The organism is Oscillibacter sp. 1-3 (genome assembly GCF_000403435.2).
Lineage (GTDB): Bacteria > Bacillota > Clostridia > Oscillospirales > Oscillospiraceae > Oscillibacter.
The window spans coordinates 643,654-667,150 of record NZ_KE159703.1; the positions used below are offsets into that span (position 1 = coordinate 643,654).

Here is a 23,497-nt window from a genome sequence, read left to right on the forward strand (position 1 = left end):
GGAGGACATAGTATGCCAATGAAATTTCGAGCTCATGATACATTTTTTATTAGAAAAGGCTGGCTCAGCAAGGGCATGCGCTGTGTCTTCAATAAGCCAGATGTATTTATAGCACATGATGAGAATCCAATGGATGTACTTGGAATCGGAGCAAACATGGTAAAGGCTCTTCGATACTGGCTTCAGGCGGTTAATCTTACTACGGAACCCAGTAAAGGCAAACGGACACAGAGTTTTACTGACCTTGGAAAATTGATTTTCAAGTATGATACTTATGTTGAAGAGCTTGGAACACTCTATCTATTGCAGTATAGGCTTGCTTCACAGAAAGAAGAAGCGACTGCATGGTACTTCTTCTTCAACGAATTTTCTGTGTCGGAATTCTCAAGGGAAGATTTTGTTGAAGCGTTACAGAAATATATTAAGATGACAGATGGCGAAATGAATTATGCTATTCGGTCGCTTAACGATGATTTTCAATGTATCATTAATACTTATTTACCTCGCTATAAGTCCAATCCAACAAGAGTGTCTCCGGAAAACAATATTGACTGTCCATTTGGTGAGCTTGGACTGATTGACATTTTGAATAAACGCAAGAAGACGTATAAAAAGAGTATTCCAGCAAGCGGTACACTCAACCCATACGTTGCGCTTGCAGTCATTGCGGACAATGCTAATGGCCGAAAAGAAATCAGCTTAAATGAACTTTTGACTGCACCGTGTAACATAGGAAAGGTGTTTAACCTCGATTCAATTGCTATGCTTGATATACTGTATCGAATTGAGAAACTCAGACTTATCAAGATCAATCGCACAGCAGGCCTTGACGTGATTACTATCCAAGAGGAAATCAATTTCCTCGAATGTGTAGAGAATTTTTATAGATCAATCAATGAGCGTTGTCAGGAGAATAGAACATGAGAGACATGATTTCTGTTGCCTCTGGATTCCAGTACTCCGTTAATATTGGGTATGATATCGGAAGCGACGATAAACTGAAAAACTTTATACCAACAAAATCGGCGCTTAATCTTCTGGAAGATATTATACGAAGTGTTAGTCCAACATCTTCAGATCGAGCGAGAGTGCTGATTGGAGCATATGGAAAGGGTAAATCTCATATTGTGCTCACGATTCTCTCCATTCTTATGAAACGGGATCTTAGACTGTTTGAGAAACTTATGCCAAAAGTCGAAGAAAACCCAATACTCTACCAACTTGTTCAAAATTACTATGAGAGCAAGGACAACATCCTTCCCGTTGTAATCAGCGGCAGCAATACCAGCCTTACCCAAGCGTTTCTACTTGCTTTACAAAGGACGCTTTCAGAGCATGATTTAATAAGTGCTATGCCAGACACTAATTATAGGGCGGCAATCAGTGCAATCACAAGGTGGGAGGCGGAATTTCCAGAAACTTTTTCCAAATTTCAAGCAGAAATTGATGAACCAGTCAACTTGTTTATCGATAGGCTGGAAAACTATGACGTTATCGCCTATGAAACTTTTGAAAAGATTTATCCAGCACTAACCTCGGGAAGTGTGTTTAATCCTTTCCTTGGTTTTGATGTGGTTGAGTTATATGAAAGTGTTGCTAAAAGTCTCAAGGCTAAAGGTTATACTGGGATTTATGTTGTATATGATGAGTTCAGTAAATTTCTTGAGGCCAATATAGTTGATGCATCGGTCAGTGATACGAAAATGCTCCAGGACTTTGCAGAAAAATGTGCTAGAAGTGGAGATCTACAACTCCACCTAATGCTCATTTCTCACAAAGAAATTTCAAATTATATTGACAGACTTCCAAAAGAAAAAACCGATGGTTGGCGTGGAGTGTCTGAACGTTTCAAACACATCCACATGAATAATAATTTTTCACAGACATATGAAATCATCTCCTCTGTAATTCAGCATAAAGAACCTCGTTGGAGAGAGTTTTGTGATGTACACGCTTGTGATTTTGATTCGTTATTCAATCGTTATCAAAAGCATCAGATATTTGTGGATTCCGAGGGAGAGATTGAAACGGCTATTAGGGGCTGTTTCCCACTTCATCCAGTTGCTACTTTTATTTTGCCAAGACTTTCTGAGCGTATTGCTCAGAATGAACGGACGTTTTTTACCTTCCTCTCTGCAGAAGGAACAGCTACGCTTCCTGCATTTCTCGACAAATATGAGAATGAGTTTACCCTTGTTACCCCAGATCAGATTTATGACTATTTTGAGCCGCTATTCAAAAAAGAAGTATATGCTGGAGGAATCCATGATACTTTTATTCTTACAAGCATGATACTTAACCAGCTCCCAGGAGAAACGCTTGGCAGCAAAATTGTTAAAACTATCGCACTGATTTATATGCTCGAACAGTTTGAGCGGTTAAGCCCTACAAAAGAACAGATTATTGGTATCTACTCTAGTTCATATGGTGTCACTGAAATTGAACAGGCTATTGCCAATCTGATTGAGAAAGAATTTGTTATTTATATCAAGCGAAGTAATGACTATCTCCGGCTAAAACAGACATCGGGAGTTGATATTCAGCAAAAAATTCACGATTTGATGGAAACACAGGCAGGAAAGATTGTAACGAAGGAAATACTCAATACTTCGAATTTTGACAACTATATGTACCCATCTCGTTACAATGACAGTCATGAGATGACTCGATTTTTTGCGTTCCAGTTCATTTCCGGCGCAGAAGTTACTCCCGATGTAAATTGGGATGTCAAGAGTGAAAAAATTGATGCTGATGGGATTATTTACGGAATCATTCCAGAAAGTCAAGATCAACTTCAGCAAATCAAAAAAGTTATCAGGACCTCTAGTAAGAACTGCAAACGGTTCATATTTGCATTTCCTAAGCACTTTCAAGCTATTGACAAGATTTCTCTGGAATATGCTGCGGTCACGCAACTCAGGGATCATGCAATTGATGATCCAATTCTATTTGATGAATATGAAGTAGTATTCGAGGACTTACAAGAGGTTATTAATGACTTTATTGGCACATACACGCATCCGGAGAACTATCGTTCGTTTTATATTTATAATGGCGAACTGATGAACATCCATCGCAAGTCGGGGCTTACTGAGTTAATGTCCAAAATATGTGATGAAGTCTACTGCCTGACTCCAGTAATCAATAATGAGTCCGTGAATAAGAACGATATTACACGCATTGCGCAGAATAGCCGAAACAAAATTATTGGAGCGCTGCTGCGCAGTGAATTGGAACCCAATCTTGGTCTTTCTGGCACAGGACAAGAGGTCTCTATCATGCGCAGTACTCTCTTTCGGACAGGGATCTGGAATGAGGACAGTGGTATTCCACAGATGAATCTACATCCCAAAGATGTTGCCATGCAAAATATGCTTAAAACAATTGAGGATTTTATCCTTGAGGCGCGTCAAAATGGACAAGTCAATTTTGGCGTGCTCTATGAGAGGCTAACTTCACCAGAGTATCATATTGGCCTACGATATGGGTTGATTCCGATTTATCTTGCCGCGGTCATGCACAATTATCGTCAACAGACTGTTATCAATGATCGCTTTGGTCCAGTACAGACGAGTGTGGATGTTCTCGTTCAGATTAACAGCGAACCTGGCAACTTTACACTCGAATATCTCGATTGGAATCCAGAGAAAGAACGCTATATCAAAAGATTGGCAGAAGCATTTGCGGATTATGTCGTTGATGCAGAAAAGGCTGGTAATTCTTACGACTATGTTGCAAATGCTATGCGCCGCTGGTATATGGCTCTTCCTAAATATTCTAAAGAGATCATAAAGCATCCAACAGGTGAAAGAATTCTTAGGCAACAACTCGAAATGATCAAACTACTTAAGCAAAATGTCAGTGGCTCTGATTTGTTATTTAAGAAGCTTCCAGAGGTATTTGATTATCACGACAAATTTGCGGATGCTGCCAGAGATATCATTGATTCTAAAGCAGTATTTGATGGACTTCTCGGAGAACTTAAGCACCATTTGCTCACAGAAACTAAAAATGCCTTTCTCCCAAAAGGGGACAGAGCAACTGGACGGAAGATATCACTTGTGGATGCGGTCAAGGAATGGTGTGATCAACTTGATCCTAAGAGTTTTGAACAACTTTTTCCCGATGGGACAGATCAGTTCCTCCAGCATCTGAAAAGTGTAACAAATGATGAGGATTTATTCATCATTCGTCTTGCAAAGTTGACAACTGGACTCAGAATCGAAGATTGGGATGGTAAAACCATAGAGCTGTACTTTGGATCGCTCGACCGTTTTATGAAGACAGCGAAAGACTTCCATAGTAGCGTTGTTGCGGAAACTATCAATGAAACTTCAAACTACCAAATCATATTCGCTGATGAATCCGGTGTTAGCACGACGAGACGGTTTGATAAGGTCAATGTATCTGGAAGAGGCAAGTTGTTGTTTAATCAGATCACAGCTTCTCTTGACGCAATGGGACACTCTATTTCTGAACAGGAAAAGCGGCAAGTTCTTATGGAAGTTTTAAAAAAGCTCTGCTAACAAGGAGGAGCAAATGGCATACTTTGATAATGCAGCAACTTCATATCCAAAACCTGATATCGTCTATACTTTTATGGATAGGTTCTATCGCAATCATGGAGGAAGTGCCGGTCGAGGTGATTATGCCTTGGCCAATTCCGCAAAAGGAATGATTGAAGAGACCCGAAGTCTTCTTCAAGAACTTTTCCATTGCCCCGCAAAACAAGTAGTGTTTACTCCAACAGCAACGATTGCACTAAATATGATTATTCGCGGAGTAATAGAAAAGGGAACTCGAAATATTTATATCAGTCCGTTTGAACACAATGCGGTAACCCGCACACTTTATCATTTTGAAAAACTCGGGCTAATTACAATAACAGAACTTGCTATCACTGATCTGCTTAAGTATGACATATTGAGAATCCGTTATCAGTTTGACTCTGTTCGTCCAGATTTAGTAATTGTTAGTCACGCAAGCAATGTCATTGGCCTTGTGTCTCCAGTTGAAGATATTTTCGCATTGGCAAAGGAATATGGGGCGGTAACACTTGTGGACATGGCACAGACAGCGGGACTTGTTGATCTTAATGTGGGCCTCGAAACCATAGATTTTGCAGTATTTGCGGGGCATAAGACTCTCCTTGGGCCAACAGGAATCTCTGGCTTTTTGATGAAACCTTCCGTTCAGCTTCCTCCTGTGCTATTTGGTGGGACTGGATATGACTCGGCAAATCAAGATATGCCAGAGAGTTTTCCTGAGAAATATGAGATGGGGACTCTCAATATTGTTGGAATTGCAGGATTGAATGCTGCACTTAAATGGATTAAAGAGCAGACAATTGTGAAGCTCTATAGCGAGGAAGCGGCGAAACGGAAAGAACTTTTAACACTAATTGAGGACTATAATTTCCTTACAGTTGTTGGAAACGTTGAAGGGAACAAATATGTCGGCATTGTTTCTTGCCTTGTAGATGGGATCAGTAGCGATAGCGCAGGAGGAATTTTCTCAGAAAGGGGTATCTCTGTTCGGACAGGGTTGCAATGCGCTCCGAGGGCCCATCAGTTCCTTGGCACATATCCAGCAGGTACAGTCAGATTAAGTGTAAACGCATTAACAGCTGACAAGGATTTTGAAGATCTTAAAGATGCACTTAATGACATCGAAACGAATTTGTAAAGGCGGGATGGAATGAGCTTCCGAGATATTGAACTGAAACCGGAATATAGGTCGCGACTTGATAATGTAATCAAAGACTTCTATAATCCAGCGCTAAAACAGGCAATCATATATAAGCGAGCAGTGGGGTTTTTCTCTTCTTCTGCGCTCCTGTCACTGACTATTGGAATCTGCGGCTTGATAGAAAACGGTGGTACAATACAGATGATTGCCTCTCCCCGCCTGTCGCCAGAGGATGTAGAGGCAATCAATGACGGAATCAGACGCCGTGACGAGGTAATCAAAGAGGCATTGCTTCGAGAACTCCAGGAGCCAAAGGGCAAATTTGAAGAGGCAAGGCTGAATTTGTTGAGCAACTTAATTGCAGCAGGAAGGCTAGAAATCAAAATCGCATTTTTGGAAGACGATAATACGGTTGGAATGTTTCATGAAAAGTTGGGACTAATGTACGATAGTGATGAAAATATTATTGCTTTCTCTGGCTCTATGAACGAAAGCGCAAATGCATTTACCCAAAATTATGAGGCTATCGATGTATTCGCTTCATGGACTCAGGATGCGGATAGAGTGCTTGCAAAACAGTCTGCATTCAATGCGATGTGGGGAGATTATGAGCCAAGCATTAAAGTTATGGATTTTCCAGATATAAAGGAAGAAATTTTACATCGATACAAGATTGATGATCGCATTGATACAAGACTCGATGAGGGTTCCATTAATGTCGAGTTTACACCCATTGAAGAACCTGTAGTTTCGGTTGGTCCGATGGTTCCATCTTATGTTCATATGCGTTCGTACCAGTTAGAGGCAATTGAAGAGTGGGCTAAGAGAGGATATGTTGGTATCTTTGATATGGCGACTGGTACTGGCAAAACCTATACAGCACTTGCGGCAGCTGCAAGGCTTTTTTCCGATAAGAGCCAAAATCTTGCTGTAATTATTATCTGTCCGTATCAGCACTTAGTGGAACAGTGGAAAGAAGATATTGTTGCATTTGGAATGAAGCCAATCGTATGCTACTCAGCTTCATCGCAACGAAATTGGCGAGATCGTCTTAAAACTGCTGTAACAAGTTTTAGCCTCGGAGTGCAGAAACACTTTTGTATGGTTTCAACAAATGCTACCTTTTCTATCGATTATGTGCAGGATTTGATGCTAAAACTCAATGGCAATGTAGTGTTGATTGTTGATGAGGCGCATAATTTTGGGGCCGAAAACCTCAGTAAGACGTTACTTTCCCATATTCCGTATCGGCTAGCACTTTCAGCAACGATTGATCGGCATGGTGATCCAGAAGGAACACAGAAATTGTACAATTATTTCGGAAAGAAATGTATTGAGTACACTCTGAAAGACGCTATTGATAATGATATGCTTACACCATATTACTATCATCCGGTTTCGGTGTCACTCAACGAAGAGGAACTTGGAGAATATCTTGAATTAACATCTAAAATTAGGAAGAATATCCATGCAGATAAGAATGGCAAGGTAAAAGTTAGTGAGTACGCTAAAATGCTTCTTATAAAACGGGCACGAATTGTTGCAGGAGCAGCGGGGAAGATTGAAACACTCATGCAACTTATTAAGGACTATAGGGATGACAATCAAATCCTTGTCTATTGTGGAGCCACCACAATGCACGATGTTGATTATCAGGAAGGCAAGCCTCCCATTGATGAAGCGAGGCAAATTGATATCGTTGCTAAAATGCTTGGAAATGATTTGGGGATGCGGGTCACAAAGTTTACATCCGAGGAAAGTGCCGAGGAGCGAGAGCGCATCAAAGCGGACTTTGCAGAGGGAACACATCTTCAGGCTCTTGTTGCTATTCGATGCCTTGACGAGGGTGTCAATATTCCGAGTATTCGAACTGCTTTCATTATGGCTAGCAGTACCAATCCAAAAGAATATGTACAGCGCAGAGGCAGAGTGCTCAGAAAATATCCTGGTAAACACCATGCACTAATTTTTGACTTCATTACACTTCCTATTCCTCTGGCCAATGTTGGAGATTATAATTCGGATGTGATTGAAAGTGTCAAATCTCTCGCAAGGCGAGAAATCATTCGTATGAAAGACTTTGCCGCTATTGCCGAAAATCCGTTTGATTCAGATTCACTAATCGCAGAAATTCAAAGAAGCTATGATATAGAAGTTGATTCTATCATGGAGGAGGAAGAAGAATATGTCTGACGAGCGGACAATCCAGGAAAAACGTCTTAATGCCATGAAGTATAAAATACTCAAGGCAGAACAAGAAAATCTTAAAACACGAGAAAAAACTACAGATCAAATGGTTGAGACACTTCGGCGCATCATTACTGATGAGGCCAAGAAGAATTACTGAGGTGACAGAACATGCTGATTAAAACATTAAGAATGGAAAATTTCCGGCAGTTCCGTGGAACCACAAAAGTCGATTTCTCTTGTGACCCAGAGAAGAATGTCACCATTATCCTTGGTGATAACACTTTTGGTAAAACAACACTTTTGCAGGCATTCAACTGGTGCTTTTATGGTAAGGTGAACTTTGACCAGCGGCCAGACTTCCTTCTCAACTATGAGCTCTCCGAGGAAATGCGAGACGGCGACCAGCAAATCGTTGAGATAGAGATTACTGTTTTACACGACGGCACAGAGTATGTGATTACTCGAACACAACGATATAACTGCGCTGCTGGAACTGTCCGAGGTGAAAGCGTTCCAAATGCTAAGATCTCTTATAAGCAGGGAGATGGCCAGACTGAGTCGGTCAAGGCTGCTCAGATTAACAATGTCATCAATAATATCTTACCAGAAGATTTGTCGACATACTTCTTTTTTGATACAGAGCGTGTCAGCAATATCAGCACAAGAAAAGATGTTGCAGAGGCGGTCAAGGGACTGCTGGGCCTTTCTATTATGGATAGCGCAATCAAACACCTTGGTGATCGTGCTAAGAAGACTACAGTAATCGGTAAACTGTACGGAAGTATGGACTTGGATGGTGATGCCAAAGCGCAGGAAGCCCTGAATCGAATTCAGACGGCTGAGGCGAAACGTGCAGCAATTGCCGAGCAACTTGAAGATTGTAATTCTCAAATCAACCAATACGAAGCTAGGAAAGAGCAGCTTGATGCAATTCTCAGAGATAACCAGACTACAGCAGCTCTCCAAAAGAAAAAGGAAAAATTTGAACAAGACATTGCTAGAGAACGCAGAGCGCTTACAGAGACGACTGTTGCATATTTTCGAGAGTTTAGCACTGGAGCATTAGCTTTCTTTTCTCAACCCCTTCTCAGTACAACAAGTGCATTTCTCAAAGAAGTCAAAGTCGACGATAAAGGTATCCGAGATCTTACGAAGCCGACAATCATGGAACTTATTAAGAGGGGCCGTTGTGTTTGTGGTCAGGAAATCTGTGAAGGAAATGAAGCCTATCAGCATTTGATAGCGGAACTTTCTTTTGTTCCTCCTGAGTCGATTGGAAATACTGTGCGCCATTACCGAGAGAAGCTTAATAGTTTCTCCCGCCCGGCAGAACATACATATAGTAGTCTTGACGAGCGATATAAGACAATTCTTCGATCAAAAAGCCGTATTCAAGAGTGGGAAGATGAACTTCTGACAATTAGCGATCAAATCAAAGGCAAAGAAAATATGCGGCAATATGAGTCTGAGCTTTCTGATATTCGTACTCGCCTTCGTGATCTCCACGCCAAAAAGGATCGCTTAAACCGAGATGATGGAGCTCAGAAAAATATAATTGAAAGCTGTAAGAAAATCTATGATTCACTTACAGCAGTCTCCGGAAAGAATCGTCAAGCGATGGAGCTGATTGCTTATGCTGAAGCGATTCGAGAGTGGCTTGCAGAAACCTATAAAGAAAAAGAACTTACAATCCGTGAAGATTTGGAAACAAAGGTCAATGAAATTTTTGAGCGGATGTATCATGGCCACCGTCGGGTCGCGATCAATGCTCGATATCATGTTGAACTACTTACAACAGTTGCGGACAAAGAAATTGCGGCGGGTGAATCTGAAGGCTCGAACCGTGTAAAGAATTTTGCGTTTATTGCTGGCCTTGTGGCACTTGCAAAGAGCAAAATTGTCACAGATAACTCGGAAAACGGTATCAATCTTTCTTCTGAACCCTATCCGCTAGTTATGGACGCTCCGTTCTCTAATGCTGACGAAACCCATACCGCTAACATTTCCAAGGTGCTGCCTGAGATTGCGGAGCAAGTCATTATGTTTGTTATGCAGAAAGACTGGAACTATGCGGAACCTGTCATGAATGAAAAAGTCGGTCAAAGGTATCACTTAAATAAAATTAGTGAGACTCTCACTCGTCTTAGCTAAGGAGGTGGCATTATGTTTGAGAATGACTATACTATCTACGGCAAGCATGCCACATTTCTGAAGTTTCTTGCCAAGAAAAACTCTCGAGATGACCAGAGTCCTGATAATCCGTCCGCAGCGAGAATTTTTGAGCGCTATATCGATGTATACATGAACGCTGCGGTATTTGGACTTCTTTACTCTCGGACAGCAAAGCGTGACACAACATCTGTCGACCGTGCTCGCATATATGCAGATGCGTTTGCTAAGGAACGGGATAATTGTATTTTTCTTTACCGAATGGTTATGCTCCTCGATAAAACCGTTGAGCTTACTCCGGAAGAGCGAATCAACAGGGCATTTCGATATGATGTCCAACCTGAAAAAGAGGAAGAATTCCAACGTAATTTGGAGCTTTTCCATGACTATGTACGCGGTGGAATTGAAGCCATGTACGAGCAATTTACAGATGGATGCCAGACTCAGGACGATTATCTTAGCAAAATTTATGAGGTTATGACCACATTTAAAAAAGAACTTGAGGGTGTCTCTTATGCAAACGAGATTGCTAAATTAATTAAATAATTCGTTAAAGATGATAGGCCAGAAGAAGGTGGTTATGTGTTGCTTTTAGAGCATAACGGTGAAGATTTCTATAAATGCGCAATGGAGCTTTTCTCTAATGCTGGACACATCTCCACCTTCGAGCCTGAATTTTTCAATCATTCACCTGAACAGTTTATTTATTTTGATAATAAAAGTGAAATATCTTTGTCTCAAAATCAGCGAGAGATGTTTAAGCTGTTCAATAATGTATCACGTCTATTTTCAGTTAATGACTGTGTCTTTTTCTCAATCAATTTGCTAACGGCTCAAAGATATCGTAGCCAAGCAGCGCATGATTTACATACGATGATGCATCCACTTATCGAAGCGGATGGGACGATTTGCCTATTCAAATGCAATAATGAGATGATACTATCATTTATTGGATATGGCAATCGTTGCGTTTTATCGGACTGGTATCCAATAACAGACGATTATCGAACGCTTCTTAGCAAACTTGATATTGCGAATATTTCAATCCAAAGCGGAGTTGAGTATTTTGCAGATATGGTTTATATTTTGGCAAGAAGTTACTATTTTGCTGGCTGTAAATTAACGATTCATGATTTGCTACCTGTTGATTTCATTTATAAAGAACTTGATCGAGAAGAACTTAACCAAATTATCAAGGATACGCTGTCTGCTCCGGAGTACGAATATGGTGACGATTATGTCGAGTACGAAGAGTCTATCGGAACGTACCAAGCTGATATCGGCGTAGAGTTTGATCTCATGTTTTTAGAGACGGACATTGAGGATGATAACCCGTTTGGCGAAGAGATTGAGGATAGTGGGGATGAGAGCGATGATTTTTTTAATAGTGATGAATTAGAACAAGATATATACGAATTTGACGATGTGGATCAAGAGATATTTCAGGATCCAACTCTTATGATCAAGTGGCTAAAAAAGCAAGAGGGTAGTGATTTATAATATGAAAAGCACACGATAATTGGACTATCTAAATTGCTACATTTGACCGTATAAATTTCTCTGCTGTCAACATATATTCCACTCGACTTTCTCCTCCTCATTCGGTATTGTGTTGGTTGCCAAGAGCACCAAAAATACTGAATACAGGAGGAAAAAGTATGACCAGCATGAAAAAGCACATTGCCACTACACTGACGGTGGCCATCCTTGTAACCGCACTTGCTGTCCCTGCTGTAGCAGAGGATTCTGCCATCCGGGTAAGCAGTTACAAGGGCAGCACCCTGGAGGTGGGAGAGCGAAGCGGCCTCATCATCGGGCCCAGTGGAACAGACTACACTGTTACCTCCAGCGACCCGGACACAGTAGCGGTTGAGCAGGTACTGACCTTCTGGGCAGCTGTTGCCAAAGCGGAAGGGAGTGCGGAGATCACCGCCTCCAACAGCGCGGGAGAGTCCGGAACCGTAACGCTGACGGTCGGCCCCGCTACTCCTGACACACCGGAAGCCCCCGCCGACGGGAACAGCGTCAGTCTAACAGACAACCTTGAGATACGGCAGGAGATAGTCCAGTTGGTCAACCAAACCCGTAAGGCCAATGGGGTATCGGAACTGCCCATCAACGAAGCCCTGATGAACGCCGCCCAAGTTTGCTCTAACCGGCGCTACACATGGCATCACGCCCCGGAGGAGAGCCAAGCCGCTGTTGACGCTGGCTATCCCTACGGCTTCGGTGACAACCTCACGGTCTTCACAGGTACAGTCGACGCCGCCCGGCGCGCCGTCGACAACTGGGTCAACTCCCTCGGACACTTCGAGACGATGATCGACCCAAGATGCGACTGTATCGGAGTGGGGGTGACTCAGTGCGATGGTATAACCTACTGCTACCTGTTCCTTGGAATCCCCAACAGTGTCAACTTCTACGCATAGCAACCGCCCAACGAAACTCAAGAGCAGACCACATCTGAGGTCTGCTCTTGGCTTTCAGATTCTGCTCCTCAATATCCAAAGAAAAAAGTCAAGCCGCTACGAAAAGCACACAGCAATGCCCTTATGGTCAGACATCAGCTTATCCTGATTCCATTCTGTGATCTGAATGCCGCTGTTGGAGATAAAGCGCTTCGAGACAGCAATGTGGTCGATGCACTCTGCCTCGTTTTTTGTAAGTAGCTAAATGTCGTAATCGGAAAAGGTGCGGAGCAAAGTCTCTCTGCCCTGCTTCGTAAAATAGTAACCGTCGGAAAAGCTACAGTTGAAGTCGCCGCAAACACACAGAGGTATCCCACTATTGGAGAGCCTCTTGATATCGTCGAGCTGTTGGACCAAGGACTGCTGAAACGAAGGGTGTCTGTTTCCATAAATGCCGATGATGGTTCCGTAGACCAACAGACGGCCTTTAGGGGTCTCCAACTCAACACACAGTGCGGTATACTCGTCACAGGTCTTATGCTGTCGGATACAAGGGTAATTTGTGTAGATGGATACTCTGTTCTCGGTGAGGTTATAGAATACAGGCTGAATATCTGTCAGCGGCGGCGTGTGGAAGCTGTACGGATAATCCAGTCTCACACGATGGTCTGTCTCGGTAAGCACGAGGATATCCGCCTGAGTCTGTTCACAGGCAAACAGAATCTGCTCCAGTGATTTTTTGTGTTTCAGCCGTTCGATGTTCCAAGTGGCAATCCTCAAGTCGCATCTCCTCCCGTGTCCAGTTGAACGATACGGTTCGTCTGTCAATATTTTATTCGATTTCAAATGGATAATCAAGGCCGCCCATATCGTCGGACGCAAGAAGCACACCCCAACAGCCATGGAAAATTTTATAGTATTCCCAATTCCAAAAATTTTTATACGCACCCTCTTGACAAAAGCTGCCTGATCGAGTATCCTATACACAGAACATATATTCGAGTACAACAACTGAACAAACTGCCTCGCTCTACTTCCGACTTACATATCCGAGGCTGTGCAAGACCTCGCGGTACAATATTCTGTACCGCTGGTTGTTTTGCCAGCAGGGATGTGTAGGTTTTTTTATTTTCTCTGGTATGGCAAGAACAGTGTGGACGGCTATCACACTCTGTCCTGTGCTCCAATGCAGAGAGAAAAATCATCACAACTAATAAGGAGAGCAAGTACAGTATGAAAGAATCCATCTACAAGACCTACGATGAGCTGTCGCTGTTCCTGAACGCGGAGACAGTGGCGAAGGTGCTGGGCGTCTCGCCGTCCAGCGGGTACGAGCTGATGCACGAGCAGGGGTTCCCCTCTCTGCGCATCGGCAGCCGCATCGTGATTCCCAAGGAGGCGTTCATCCGTTGGGTGGAAGAGCACACAGGAGGTACGGCATGAAGAAGTACGATCTCTATTCCAAAGGCGACCCAGCCAAGAATTTTTCTCCTCTGCCCAATGAGGTGTTCTATCTGGACCTGTCCTACGGCGCCATCGCAATCTACGGTTACCTGATGCACATCGAGGACAGGAAAACCTTCCAGTCCTACGCCAGCTACAACACCATCGGCAGAGCGGTGAAGATGAGCGCCAACACCGTCCGCAAGTATGTGCTGGAGTTGGAGGACAAGTGCCTCATCCGCACGGAGCCCACCACCGTCGTCACCCGAGACGGACGCAAGCGCAACGGCACACTGCGCTACCACATCCGCCCCATCCGTGAAGCGGTGGATCACTACTACGAGCGGCAGCTCAGTCAACTGGAGCTGGACACAGAACGACAGAAAGCACAGGCACGATTGTCGCAGCTGTGCGCGGCTCAGGAGCCGCCCCTGCCGGCTGGGCATCCTACAACGCCCCCAACAGTGGAACGCGGTGTGTCGGGGCTGTGCGGCCCGGTGTACGGAACGGGTGACCTCAGCGATTTTCAAAACGGTCAGGTGAACCGGGGGGTCGAAAAAAGTGCAGGATAAAGGCGTGGCGCCTTGCGCCGCCACGCCGGGTCACACCGGCCCGCAATGCGGGCCGGGAGGCGGGAAAACCGAGGTTTGAAGCCGTTTGCGGTACATTTTAAGAAAAACTGTGCAAATCGCAGAATGGCATCAAATTCCCCGGCGTGGCATTGGATATGGCATTGATAAGGACGCAAACTCTACTGCCGCAAGGAAAATTCTGGCATTACAGGTGGCGAAAGCCCCGAAAAACACAGTTTTGGAGGATAACATCATGGCAGAAGAAAAAGTGAGATTTCAGATGAGAATTGATCCGGATACCGACCGGAAGATCAAAGCGGCGATGCCGCTAGCACACTGTCGCAGTCAAAATGAGTTCGTGGAAACTGCTCTGCGGTTCTACTGCGACTACCTGACAGCGGGAGACTGCACAGCCGTAGCGCCTATGTACATGTCCGCTATTCGCGGTACAGTGCAAGACTCGGAGAACCGCGTCTGCCGACTGCTCTTCAAGCTAGCGGTGGAGCAGGACATGGTGATGAATGTGCTGGCGGCGGGGATGGAGATTCCCGATGAGCAGCTCAAGGCGCTCCGTGGGCGGTGCGTCCAGAATGTAAAAAAGACCGGCGGCAGTGTTACGCTGGACGATGCGGTCCGCTACCAGAACGGCGGGCTGTAAAAAAGTAGTAGCTATTCCCGACGAAGTGTGGTATGTGTTGGTGTTGCAAAGGAGGTAGCAGACATGAGAACGACTCTGGAGGATCTCTACTACGGCAACATCACACCCTGTGAGCAGCAGATGATACCTGGCTCAGAGCTGAAGCGGGCGATGGACCGTGTCGCTAAGTACGAGGCGCAGCTGATGGAACTCCTTAATGAGGAAGGGCAGCAGACCCTCACAAGGTTCATCCGCTCCCAGCATGAGATCAACAGCATCACGGCAACCGAGAATTTCATCCTGGGCTTCCGATTGGGCGTCAGGATCATGGCCGAGTGCATGGATGACAACGACGGAGATATTCGGGTTGGAGGTGAGTAACAAATGGCAAAGCGCAGACCGTCTGGCGACGGCATGGTGCGCAAACGTGAGGACGGACGCTGGGAGGGCCGCATCGTGGTGGGCCACAAGGAAAACGGCGACTCCATCTTCCGGTACGTCTCCGCCAAGAGCCAGAAGGCCCTGATGAAAAAGCTACACCGGAGCATCGAGGAGTACCGGGATGTGGATCTGAGCGAGGACAGCCGGATGTCTCTGGGGGACTGGCTGGACCGCTGGCTGGAGGAGTACGTCTCACCTACGGTGCGGGAGTCCACGCTGAGAGGCTACCGCCAGTACATCGAGTGCTACATCAAGCCCCGCCTGGGGGACAGGCCGGTGTGCAAGGTGACTGCCGCTGACGTGCAGGCCTTGTACCGGGAGGTGCAAAAGAACGGGCGCAAGACCGAGCATCCCGAGTACGGGTACGCGCTCTCCGGCTCTACCGTCCGCAGTCTCCACGGTGTGCTCCACCAGGCCATGGACGCGGCGGTGCGGGAGCGGCTCACGGCGAGAAACCCCACGGAGGATGTCACCCTCCCCAAAAAGAAGACCGCCGCCAAGCAGATCCTCAACAACGAGCAGCTGGAGCGGTTCATGGAGGAGATCAAAAAGGACCCTGTCTGGTGCGATTTCTTCTACACTGAGCTGACCACCGGGATGCGCCGGGGTGAGATCTGCGGGCTGATGTGGTCCGACTTCGACGGGAAGAAGGGGACGCTGACGGTGCGCCGGACGCTCCACCGGCGCAAGGGCGGCGGGCTGACCACCGGCGAGACCAAGACGGGAAAGGGCCGGCGCACCATCACCCTGCCGCCCAGTACGGCGCAGCTGCTGCGGGAGCGGCAGAAGCGCTCCTGCTCCCAGTGGATCTTTCCTAACCCTCTCCGCCCGGAGGACCCGGTCAATCCCGGCAGGGCCTACAGCCGCCTGAAGACCCTGCTGAAAAGTGCCGGCCTGCCCGGCATCCGGTTCCACGACCTGCGCCACACCTTCGCCACTCACGCCCTGACCAGCGGCGTGGACGCCAAGACCCTCTCCGGTATCCTGGGTCACACCAAGGCGTCCTTCACCCTGGACACCTACACCCACGTCACCGGGGATATGCACCGCCGGGCGGCTGAGATCGTGGGCGGCTTTCTGGATGACATCATGGTAAGGGGGTGAGGGTATGGCGAAGAAACGGAAGAAGGGCGAGGGAACGCTCCGTCAGAGAAAAGACGGCCGCTGGGAGGGCCGGGTGGTCATCGGCTACGATGACAATGGCAATCCCAAGACGAAAAATGTGCTGGCCAAGAGCAAAAAGGAGTGCGCCGAGAAGCTGGAACAGCTGAAAGCGGCCCAGGGCGGCTCCGGGCCGGTGAAGGTCGGGGCGGAGATGCGGTTCGGGGACTGGCTGGACTTCTGGTATCAGAACTGCTCCAAGCCGGCTCTGCGGCACACCACCCAGCTGAATTATGAGAACTGGATCTACCTCCACGCCATTCCGGGAGTGGGGAACATCCCGCTGAACAAGCTGTCCCAGTCCGACCTCCAGCAGTTTTTTACCGAGATGAAAAAGGGCGGGCGGCTCAACAACGTGGAGCGCCACGGCGCGGGGATGGCGGATCGCTCGGTACGCAGCTGTCACGCGGTGTGTCAGATGGCGCTGGACCGGGCGGTGAAGGAGGGGCTCATCCGAACCAACCCGGCCATCGGCTGCAAGCTGCCGCCTCTACGGGAGAAGGAAATGAAAATACTGACCAAAGAGGAAATTCGGCGCTTCCTGATCCAGGCCAAGGTGGAGGGAATGTACGAACTGTTTCTCCTGGAACTGACCACGGGGATGCGCCGGGGTGAGCTGCTGGCCCTGCAATGGACCGACCTGGATTTCAAGACAGGCCGGCTCCGTATCAGCAGACAGGTGTATTCGGTCAACGGCAGACTGGAGGTCAATGAACCCAAAACTAAGGCCGCCGTCCGCACCATCATTCTGCCGCCTGCCATGGTGGAACTGCTGGCGGAGTACAAGGCGCAGGTATTCTCAGAGTGGATGTTCCCCTCCCGCATCAAGCCGGAGCAGCCTGTAGACCCAGGCTATGTCCGCAAGCGTCTGCAAGTTATTCTGGAGCGGGCCGGGTGCAAAAGGGTGAGGTTTCATGATCTCCGTCACACCTTCGCTACCATGTCCCTGGAGAACGGTATGGATGTGAAAACCCTGGCCACCATCATCGGGCATGTCTCCTCCGCCACCACGCTGAACATCTACACCCACGTCACCGGCGAGATGCAGCGGAACGCGGCTCGAAATATTGACCAGGGCATCGCCGGGGTGGAGGTACAGGAACAGGGCGAAGTGGAACAGGAGGAAGCCGTTCCTCCTGTGGAGTTTACGCCGTACCGTCCCCCTCACCGCAGGCCGGGGACGGGCTGCATCAGCCAAATCAATGACCACCTGTGGGAGGGCCGCTATTCCCCCAAATGGATTGACGGAAAAAAGCACGCCCGCAACATCTATGCCCATACCCGCGAGGAGTGCGAGGAAAAACTGGCGGTGCTAATCGTCCAGATGAAGCGGGAACTGGCGGAGCTGAAAGCGGCACAGGCAGCAGGGGCGCCCTCCAGACATTGAGTCGCCATATCCAAAGATAGGGCAGCGAACCGAAAACGATTCGCTGTCCTCCGATAAAAAGGAGCTTATGCAGACAATTCTAACAGGGCACGGAGAGATTTTGATTCTGCCATCATAATTTTATTTTCCTATTTTCTCTTCTGAAATTATGGTGTATACTAAGAGGCAGAAGGGGGTGCTGGTATGCCTCAAAGCCTAACGGATATACAGATGGTGCTTGCGCCTGTTTTCGCCGCTTATGGCATCTCGCGCGCCGTCCTGTTCGGTTCTGTAGCCAAAGGAACTGCCACAGAGAAGAGCGACCTGGACTTATTGGTGGACAGCAAATTACAGGGGCTGAAGTTTGTGGGCTTTATGGAGGCCGTCCGGCAAGCGGTGGGGATGCCTGTGGACATTTTTGATGTGCGGCATATTGAGAAGGACTCAAAAATCGACCGTGAGATTTGTTCTACTGGGGTAACAATTTATGAGAAATGAAGTCATCCTCCAAAAGCTGTATAGTTATTCCGAAAAGCTGATGAACTATTGCCAGGGCTATACCTATGAGAGCTTTTCTGAGGATACAAAGCTGGCGGAGGCCTGTGTGTTTAATCTCAGTCAGATGGGAGAATTGTGCCGGATTGTGGATGCTGCTTTTGCAGAGTGTCGTCCTGAAATACCCTGGCGTGAAATGAACGGCCTTCGAAATCGCATCGTCCACAATTATGAGGGAGTAAACCTTCGACTTGTGTGGGAGATTATCAGTGGAGATATTCCGGGTCTGAGGAACATCTTGAAGGAATTGCTGTAAGATGTGAAGGCAAGCAATTTGCCAGACCGCATATCTCATTTTTGGCTGGAGGAATGAGGCCTTGCAGGAACAGCGATTTACAAAACGGGATTGGGCCCTTTTCCGCAGTAAAATTGGCAGCTGGCAGGAAGCATACATGGGCAGGCTATGCGATGAATACATAGAACTGCTGAGCGGCGATGGTGATCCGTCAGAAAAATTCTGGAAGCTGGATAAGCGGATAAGAAGTGACAAAAGAAATCCAGGCGTCCAGCTAGAAATGACCCGGACAAATTTTATCTACAACATCATTGCGCTTATCAACAATGATGTGATCAGCATAGAAGCTCTGGAAGATTTCAGTGATGAACTGAAGGAAACTGTAAAAGCCCTCCTTGAGCGGCAGAACTGGAACTGCTCAGATGAAGAGTAACTTCGGGTAGCAGAGTGTGAGCTGGATTGCTCCTATTGGAACAAAAAATTAAAAGGGAGTTTTATTGGACACCTCCTGCTGTAAGCTGGAAGCACAATGCGAGACACCACGCCAAAAGGAGGATTCTGTATGAAGCAGAAAATTGGTTTTTGGAATGAGATTCAAGGAGATGCCGACAATATCACTTGCTCTAAGGATGAAGCTCCAATCTCCGCACCGAAAAAGTCCCTGGTGCAGGTTTATTTCCCCAAGCGAGGAATGGATCTGTCCTACTACAACGACCAGTTTGACCTCCAGGTGGGAGATACCGTCTATGTGGACGGCAAGTTGGAGGGCCTGCGGGGGCGTGTGACCGCTGTGAATTACAGCTTTAAAATCAAGCTCTCCGATTATAAGCGGGTGGTCGCTGTGGCGGATACCCACATCTCTGGAGAACTCCACATGGCCGGCTCCCACTTGGTATCCTTTGACCCTCAGACAATCCCCTATGAGAAAATCATCACCTGGTTCAAGGCTCCGGACAAAGAGGATGACGTCTATGTGTCCGGCAGTGATGACCACAGCTTTCGGCTGGACGACCTCAGCGGAATGAAGGTCACCAGCGCCATTGCGGAGCGTGGGCACGACTACTATACAGAGAACCGGGTTGTCTACCTCTGCATTGACCGTGGTCATGGGCGGGGGATCGTGGAAGGAACTTCCCCTTATGAGATCGAGTTTGATTATGGCGGCGGCGAGATCAAAAATCTCACCTGCAGCTGTTATTGCGGCTATCCCTGCAAGCACACTTTTGCCGCCATGCTCCAGCTGCGGGAGACGCTGAAGCTATTGGAAGAGAAGGACGGTTTCGATTGGAATGAGGGCGGTTACGCTGCGGCGATCAGTCAAGGTGCCTTTTTCTCTTTTGCCGTGGATGGAAAAACGACCGGCAGCTTCGTGTTTCGATAGTCTCACACACAGTAAAGGTTGAGGCGCTATATCCAAAGAATAGGACGGCGGGCCAAAGTAACAGTCCGCCGCCCGAAAATTTTCTGAAACCCGTCTGTGGTATTTCTGTGGTCAAAAGAAAATCACCCCAGTTTTCACTGAAGTGATTTCTTATTTGGTGGACTCGAAGGGGATCGAACCCTCGACCTCTGCGATGCGAACGCAGCGCTCTCCCAGCTGAGCTACGAGCCCAAATCAGCACTTTTTATGCGAAAAAAGTTGCGAATTTTGGATTTCTCAAATATTCAATTTTCAGGGGGAAGTCCAACAAATCGGACAGGAAAACGGGGAACAGAAAATCGGGTCGAATGTGTCTCACTATGGATGCGAACGCAGCGCTCTCCCAGCTGAGCTACGAGCCCAAATCGGCACTTTTCATGCGAAAAAAGTTGCGAATTTTGGATTTCTGGAATATTCGATTTTCAGGGGGAAGTCCAACAAATCGGACAGGAAAACGGGGAACAGAAAATCGGATCGGATATGTCTCACTATGGATGCGAACCGTGCGCTCTCCCAGCTGAGCTACAGGCCCAAATCGGCACTTTTCACGAAAAAAAGTTGCAAATTTTGGATTTCTCAAATATTCGATTTTCAGGGGAAAGTCCAACAAATCGAACAGGAAAACAGGGAACAGAAAATCGGGTCGGATGTGTCTCGCTATGGATGCGAACCGTGCGCTCTCCCAACTGAGCTACGAGCTCGTATTCTGAACCTGCTGACCGCTAATGCCAGCTCTCTTAACGGTTCACACAAGACTACTTTGGTTATTATACCATAAATTTTCTCTTTGTAAAGTATGATTTTTTCAAAACCGCAGAAAATTTTAGTTGAAAATCTCAGCAGGATATAGTAAAATAAACAAGATATGAATAGATCCTCCGCGTGCAGCTGCGGAGCCGGTCTCGCGCAATGGATGCCCGCGAACCATGTCAGGCGGGGAACCGAGCAGCATTAAGCGGGATGTTTCATGTGCCGCGAGGGCGCCGGTTCCGCAGCTGCGTACGGAGGATCTTTTTCCATTTTTTGTGGGGAGGCGCGCTATGTATCAGGCCCTGTATCGCAAATGGCGGCCCAAGACCTTTTCGGATGTCATCGGCCAGCCCCAGATTACCGAGACCCTGCGCAGGCAGGTGTCGGAGGGGCGGACCTCTCACGCCTATCTCTTCACCGGCACCCGGGGCACCGGCAAGACCACCTGCGCCAAAATCCTGGCCCGGGCCGTCAACTGTGAGCACCCTGTGGACGGGGACCCCTGCAACCAGTGCGACGCCTGCCGGGGGCTGGAGAGCGGCAGCTTTCTGGACGTTCTGGAGCTGGACGCCGCCTCCAACAACGGCGTGGATCAGGTGCGGGCCCTGCGGGATGAGGCCATCTACTCCCCAGCCCATGTGAAGAGGCGGGTGTACATCATCGACGAGGTGCATATGCTCTCCACCCCGGCCTTCAACGCCCTGCTGAAGATTCTGGAGGAGCCGCCGGAGCATTTGATGTTCATTCTGGCCACCACGGAGCTGCACAAGGTGCCCGCCACCATTCTCTCCCGGTGCCAGCGTTTCTCCTTCAAGCGCATCACCCCGGCGGACGTGGCCCGGCGGCTGAGGTATGTGGCCGAGCAGGAGTGCATTGATCTGACGGCGGACGGCGCGGAGATTTTGAGCCGCCTTGCCGACGGCGCCCTGCGGGATGGGCTGAGTCTTTTGGACCAGTGCGCCGCCGCCGGCGGGACCATTGACAGCAGCGCGGTGCTGGAGGTACTGGGGCTGGCGGGAAATCTCCAGACCGCCCAGCTGATGGAGCGGATTTTGGCCCGGGACGCCAAGGCGGCCCTGCTTCTCTTAAACCAGTTGTACGGCAACGGAAAAGATGTGGGCGCGGTGCTGGGGGAGCTCTCCGCGCTGACCCGGGACCTGCTGCTGCGCAGGACCGCGCCGGAGGGCGGCAGTGTGCTGCTGTCTGGCGGATACGATACGGCCACGCTGGACCGGCTGAGCAGGGATGTGCCCGCCAACCGTTTTCTCTATCTGGCGTCCACGCTGCAAAAGGCGGCGGCGGACCTCTATTACAGCACCAACCGCCGCACCGACGCGGAGCTGTGCCTCCTGCGGCTGTGCGACGAGTCCCTCTCCGGGGATCTGACGGCCCTGGACGCCCGCATCCGCCGGCTGGAGGAGGCCGCGGCTCGGGGACAGGTGATCCGGTCTGCCGTAGAGCAGAGCGCCGCCTCCAAGGAGACGCGTCCGGCCCCGGCGGAACAGCCGCCCGCCGCAAAGACGGCGCAGGCCCCGGCGGACCCGCCCCCCTGGGACGAGCCGCCGCTTCCCGAGGAACCGCCCCTGCCGGAGGAACCCGGGACGCGGGTATTTGATCTTCTGGAGGAACCGTCCGCGGCGGCTGAGGCTCCGCAGGCCGGGCGGCCTTCCGTGCTCCAGGCGGAGCCGTCTGCAGCCGCTCCGGTTCCAGTGGTGGACGGGAGCTGGTGGCGGGCCCTGGCGGAGAGCTGCAAGGGCCGTCTGCCGCCCATGTACCGGGCGTTTCTGGACATGTGCGGCGGCGTGCTGGAGGGGGATCAGGTGACGGTCTACGCCCCGGACGACATCACCCTGGGCCGGCTGGACAACGACCGGGTGCGGGGCGCCCTGACGGAGGAGGCGGAGAAGGCCGCCGGAATGGCGGTGCGGCTGGTGTTCCGGGTGGGGGAGCCCCCCAAGGCCTCGCCCCAGGAGAATCTGAAGAACCTGCTGAAATTCGGCAGTCAGTTCGATAATATCACCATTAAATAAAGGAGAATTGTTATGGGATACAGTGCGCGCCGCGGGTTTTCCAACGGCGGAATGAAGGTCACCGGCGCCCAGCGCCAGGCGGAGATGCAGCAGAAGATCGTCCAGATGCAGGAGGCCATGGCCGCCGCTCAGGAGGCGGTGGAGGCGCAGACGTTCTCCGCCAGCGTGGGCGGCGGCGTGGTGGAGGCCAAGGTCAGCGGCAAGAAAGAGGTGGTGTCCATTGCCATCAAGCCGGAGGCCGTGGACCCGGAGGATGTGGAGATGCTCCAGGACCTGGTGGTCTCCGCTGTGAATGAGGCCCTGCGCCAGGCCGACGAGGCCATGGAGGCCGGCATGAACGGCGTCACCGGGGGACTGAACCTGGGCGGCTTTGGACTTTGAAAGAGGCGGGGAGCGGAGCCGGAGGGCACGCTCCCCCTTTGCTTTACGGAA

At 48.7% G+C, this 23,497-nt stretch carries 22 protein-coding genes, 1 tRNA gene and 1 other RNA gene; 22 read left to right on the forward strand and 2 right to left on the reverse strand.

Going from position 1 to position 23,497, the window contains the following annotated elements:
- The first annotated feature begins 12 nt into the window (after positions 1–12).
- The 9 genes from C816_RS03120 (at position 13) to C816_RS03155 (ending at position 12,476) form a co-directional block, all read left to right on the forward strand.
- Positions 13–924 (forward strand): DUF4007 family protein, encoded by a 912-nt coding sequence (locus C816_RS03120; protein ID WP_016320959.1) that lies wholly within the window; start codon positions 13–15, stop codon positions 922–924.
- Entirely contained in the window at positions 921–4,526 is a 3,606-nt protein-coding gene (locus C816_RS03125; protein WP_016320960.1) for a hypothetical protein, read from the forward strand. Before C816_RS03120 ends, C816_RS03125 begins: the two co-directional genes overlap by 4 nt.
- 13 nt (positions 4,527–4,539) lie before the next feature.
- Positions 4,540–5,685, forward strand: coding sequence for an aminotransferase class V-fold PLP-dependent enzyme (locus tag C816_RS03130; protein WP_016320961.1), 1,146 nt, complete (start codon positions 4,540–4,542; stop codon positions 5,683–5,685).
- A gap of 12 nt (positions 5,686–5,697) precedes the next feature.
- Positions 5,698–7,881, forward strand: a complete 2,184-nt coding sequence (locus C816_RS03135; protein WP_016320962.1) for a DEAD/DEAH box helicase family protein — start codon at positions 5,698–5,700, stop codon at positions 7,879–7,881.
- The gene (locus C816_RS24160) at positions 7,874–8,035 is read left to right on the forward strand and encodes a hypothetical protein (protein ID WP_016320963.1); all 162 of its coding nucleotides are present in this window, start codon (positions 7,874–7,876) and stop codon (positions 8,033–8,035) included. Before C816_RS03135 ends, C816_RS24160 begins: the two co-directional genes overlap by 8 nt.
- A gap of 11 nt (positions 8,036–8,046) precedes the next feature.
- On the forward strand, positions 8,047–10,029 hold the full coding sequence (locus C816_RS03140; protein ID WP_016320964.1) for an AAA family ATPase: 1,983 nt from the start codon (positions 8,047–8,049) through the stop codon (positions 10,027–10,029).
- Positions 10,030–10,041: 12 nt separating this feature from the next.
- Positions 10,042–10,593: a hypothetical protein gene (locus C816_RS03145; protein WP_016320965.1), complete on the forward strand. Its 552-nt coding sequence runs from the start codon at positions 10,042–10,044 to the stop codon at positions 10,591–10,593.
- A 36-nt stretch (positions 10,594–10,629) separates the two neighbouring features.
- Complete coding sequence (locus C816_RS03150; RefSeq protein WP_040654564.1) at positions 10,630–11,547, forward strand: hypothetical protein; 918 nt, start codon at positions 10,630–10,632, stop codon at positions 11,545–11,547.
- 158 nt (positions 11,548–11,705) lie between these two features.
- Positions 11,706–12,476 carry a CAP domain-containing protein gene (locus C816_RS03155; RefSeq protein WP_016320967.1) on the forward strand — a complete coding sequence of 257 codons (771 nt, stop codon included), beginning with the start codon at positions 11,706–11,708 and terminating at the stop codon, positions 12,474–12,476.
- Between the two features lie 240 nt (positions 12,477–12,716).
- Here the strand turns inward: C816_RS03155 and C816_RS03160 are convergent, their stop codons facing one another.
- Positions 12,717–13,235: an endonuclease/exonuclease/phosphatase family protein gene (locus C816_RS03160; RefSeq protein ID WP_016320968.1), complete on the reverse strand. Its 519-nt coding sequence runs from the start codon at positions 13,233–13,235 to the stop codon at positions 12,717–12,719.
- A 453-nt stretch (positions 13,236–13,688) separates the two neighbouring features.
- Between C816_RS03160 and C816_RS03165 the strand changes: the two genes are divergently transcribed.
- The 10 genes from C816_RS03165 (at position 13,689) to C816_RS03210 (ending at position 20,246) form a co-directional block, all read left to right on the forward strand.
- Positions 13,689–13,898, forward strand: coding sequence for a helix-turn-helix domain-containing protein (locus tag C816_RS03165; protein ID WP_016320969.1), 210 nt, complete (start codon positions 13,689–13,691; stop codon positions 13,896–13,898).
- Positions 13,895–14,470, forward strand: a complete 576-nt coding sequence (locus C816_RS03170; protein WP_016320970.1) for a helix-turn-helix domain-containing protein — start codon at positions 13,895–13,897, stop codon at positions 14,468–14,470. Before C816_RS03165 ends, C816_RS03170 begins: the two co-directional genes overlap by 4 nt.
- Positions 14,471–14,723: 253 nt before the next feature.
- Positions 14,724–15,128 carry a hypothetical protein gene (locus C816_RS03175; RefSeq protein ID WP_016320971.1) on the forward strand — a complete coding sequence of 135 codons (405 nt, stop codon included), beginning with the start codon at positions 14,724–14,726 and terminating at the stop codon, positions 15,126–15,128.
- Between the two features lie 63 nt (positions 15,129–15,191).
- Complete coding sequence (locus C816_RS03180; RefSeq protein ID WP_016320972.1) at positions 15,192–15,488, forward strand: DUF6809 family protein; 297 nt, start codon at positions 15,192–15,194, stop codon at positions 15,486–15,488.
- Positions 15,489–15,491: 3 nt separating this feature from the next.
- Entirely contained in the window at positions 15,492–16,652 is a 1,161-nt protein-coding gene (locus C816_RS03185; protein WP_016320973.1) for a tyrosine-type recombinase/integrase, read from the forward strand.
- 4 nt (positions 16,653–16,656) lie between these two features.
- Positions 16,657–18,096: a tyrosine-type recombinase/integrase gene (locus C816_RS03190; protein WP_016320974.1), complete on the forward strand. Its 1,440-nt coding sequence runs from the start codon at positions 16,657–16,659 to the stop codon at positions 18,094–18,096.
- A 210-nt stretch (positions 18,097–18,306) separates the two neighbouring features.
- Positions 18,307–18,573, forward strand: coding sequence for a nucleotidyltransferase family protein (locus C816_RS03195; RefSeq protein ID WP_207636881.1), 267 nt, complete (start codon positions 18,307–18,309; stop codon positions 18,571–18,573).
- The gene (locus C816_RS03200; protein WP_016320976.1) at positions 18,563–18,886 is read left to right on the forward strand and encodes a HepT-like ribonuclease domain-containing protein; all 324 of its coding nucleotides are present in this window, start codon (positions 18,563–18,565) and stop codon (positions 18,884–18,886) included. Before C816_RS03195 ends, C816_RS03200 begins: the two co-directional genes overlap by 11 nt.
- Positions 18,887–18,947: 61 nt before the next feature.
- Positions 18,948–19,298 (forward strand): hypothetical protein, encoded by a 351-nt coding sequence (locus C816_RS03205; protein ID WP_016320977.1) that lies wholly within the window; start codon positions 18,948–18,950, stop codon positions 19,296–19,298.
- 129 nt (positions 19,299–19,427) lie between these two features.
- Positions 19,428–20,246, forward strand: a complete 819-nt coding sequence (locus tag C816_RS03210) for an SWIM zinc finger family protein (protein WP_016320978.1) — start codon at positions 19,428–19,430, stop codon at positions 20,244–20,246.
- Positions 20,247–20,401: 155 nt separating this feature from the next.
- Here C816_RS03210 and C816_RS03215 read toward each other — a convergent pair.
- Positions 20,402–20,477, reverse strand: a tRNA-Ala gene (locus C816_RS03215).
- A 701-nt stretch (positions 20,478–21,178) separates the two neighbouring features.
- On the opposite strand from C816_RS03215, the gene ffs reads away from it, so the two are divergent.
- The 3 genes from ffs (at position 21,179) to C816_RS03230 (ending at position 23,446) form a co-directional block, all read left to right on the forward strand.
- Positions 21,179–21,278: signal recognition particle sRNA small type (ffs, locus tag C816_RS22335), an RNA gene on the forward strand.
- A gap of 47 nt (positions 21,279–21,325) precedes the next feature.
- Entirely contained in the window at positions 21,326–23,065 is a 1,740-nt protein-coding gene (gene dnaX, locus C816_RS03225) for a DNA polymerase III subunit gamma/tau (RefSeq protein WP_016320979.1), read from the forward strand.
- Positions 23,066–23,077: 12 nt separating this feature from the next.
- A complete protein-coding gene (locus tag C816_RS03230) occupies positions 23,078–23,446 on the forward strand; it encodes a YbaB/EbfC family nucleoid-associated protein (RefSeq protein ID WP_016320980.1) in 369 nt (122 codons plus the stop codon).
- Positions 23,447–23,497 lie beyond the last annotated feature (51 nt).

What these genes read in the sequence shown, in the direction of transcription:
- C816_RS03135 (WP_016320962.1), top strand. Translation starts at nt 5,698, where the DNA reads ATGAGCTTCCGAGATATTGAACTGAAACCGGAATATAGGTCGCGACTT.
- C816_RS03200 (WP_016320976.1), top strand. Translation starts at nt 18,563, where the DNA reads ATGAGAAATGAAGTCATCCTCCAAAAGCTGTATAGTTATTCCGAAAAG.
- C816_RS03210 (WP_016320978.1), top strand. Translation starts at nt 19,428, where the DNA reads ATGAAGCAGAAAATTGGTTTTTGGAATGAGATTCAAGGAGATGCCGAC.
- C816_RS03170 (WP_016320970.1), top strand. Translation starts at nt 13,895, where the DNA reads ATGAAGAAGTACGATCTCTATTCCAAAGGCGACCCAGCCAAGAATTTT.
- C816_RS03190 (WP_016320974.1), top strand. Translation starts at nt 16,657, where the DNA reads ATGGCGAAGAAACGGAAGAAGGGCGAGGGAACGCTCCGTCAGAGAAAA.
- C816_RS03130 (WP_016320961.1), top strand. Translation starts at nt 4,540, where the DNA reads ATGGCATACTTTGATAATGCAGCAACTTCATATCCAAAACCTGATATC.
- dnaX (WP_016320979.1), top strand. Translation starts at nt 21,326, where the DNA reads ATGTATCAGGCCCTGTATCGCAAATGGCGGCCCAAGACCTTTTCGGAT.
- C816_RS03155 (WP_016320967.1), top strand. Translation starts at nt 11,706, where the DNA reads ATGACCAGCATGAAAAAGCACATTGCCACTACACTGACGGTGGCCATC.
- C816_RS03185 (WP_016320973.1), top strand. Translation starts at nt 15,492, where the DNA reads ATGGCAAAGCGCAGACCGTCTGGCGACGGCATGGTGCGCAAACGTGAG.
- C816_RS03140 (WP_016320964.1), top strand. Translation starts at nt 8,047, where the DNA reads ATGCTGATTAAAACATTAAGAATGGAAAATTTCCGGCAGTTCCGTGGA.
- C816_RS03230 (WP_016320980.1), top strand. Translation starts at nt 23,078, where the DNA reads ATGGGATACAGTGCGCGCCGCGGGTTTTCCAACGGCGGAATGAAGGTC.
- C816_RS03165 (WP_016320969.1), top strand. Translation starts at nt 13,689, where the DNA reads ATGAAAGAATCCATCTACAAGACCTACGATGAGCTGTCGCTGTTCCTG.
- C816_RS03195 (WP_207636881.1), top strand. Translation starts at nt 18,307, where the DNA reads ATGGTGCTTGCGCCTGTTTTCGCCGCTTATGGCATCTCGCGCGCCGTC.
- C816_RS24160 (WP_016320963.1), top strand. Translation starts at nt 7,874, where the DNA reads ATGTCTGACGAGCGGACAATCCAGGAAAAACGTCTTAATGCCATGAAG.
- C816_RS03180 (WP_016320972.1), top strand. Translation starts at nt 15,192, where the DNA reads ATGAGAACGACTCTGGAGGATCTCTACTACGGCAACATCACACCCTGT.
- C816_RS03125 (WP_016320960.1), top strand. Translation starts at nt 921, where the DNA reads ATGAGAGACATGATTTCTGTTGCCTCTGGATTCCAGTACTCCGTTAAT.
- C816_RS03120 (WP_016320959.1), top strand. Translation starts at nt 13, where the DNA reads ATGCCAATGAAATTTCGAGCTCATGATACATTTTTTATTAGAAAAGGC.
- C816_RS03145 (WP_016320965.1), top strand. Translation starts at nt 10,042, where the DNA reads ATGTTTGAGAATGACTATACTATCTACGGCAAGCATGCCACATTTCTG.
- C816_RS03175 (WP_016320971.1), top strand. Translation starts at nt 14,724, where the DNA reads ATGGCAGAAGAAAAAGTGAGATTTCAGATGAGAATTGATCCGGATACC.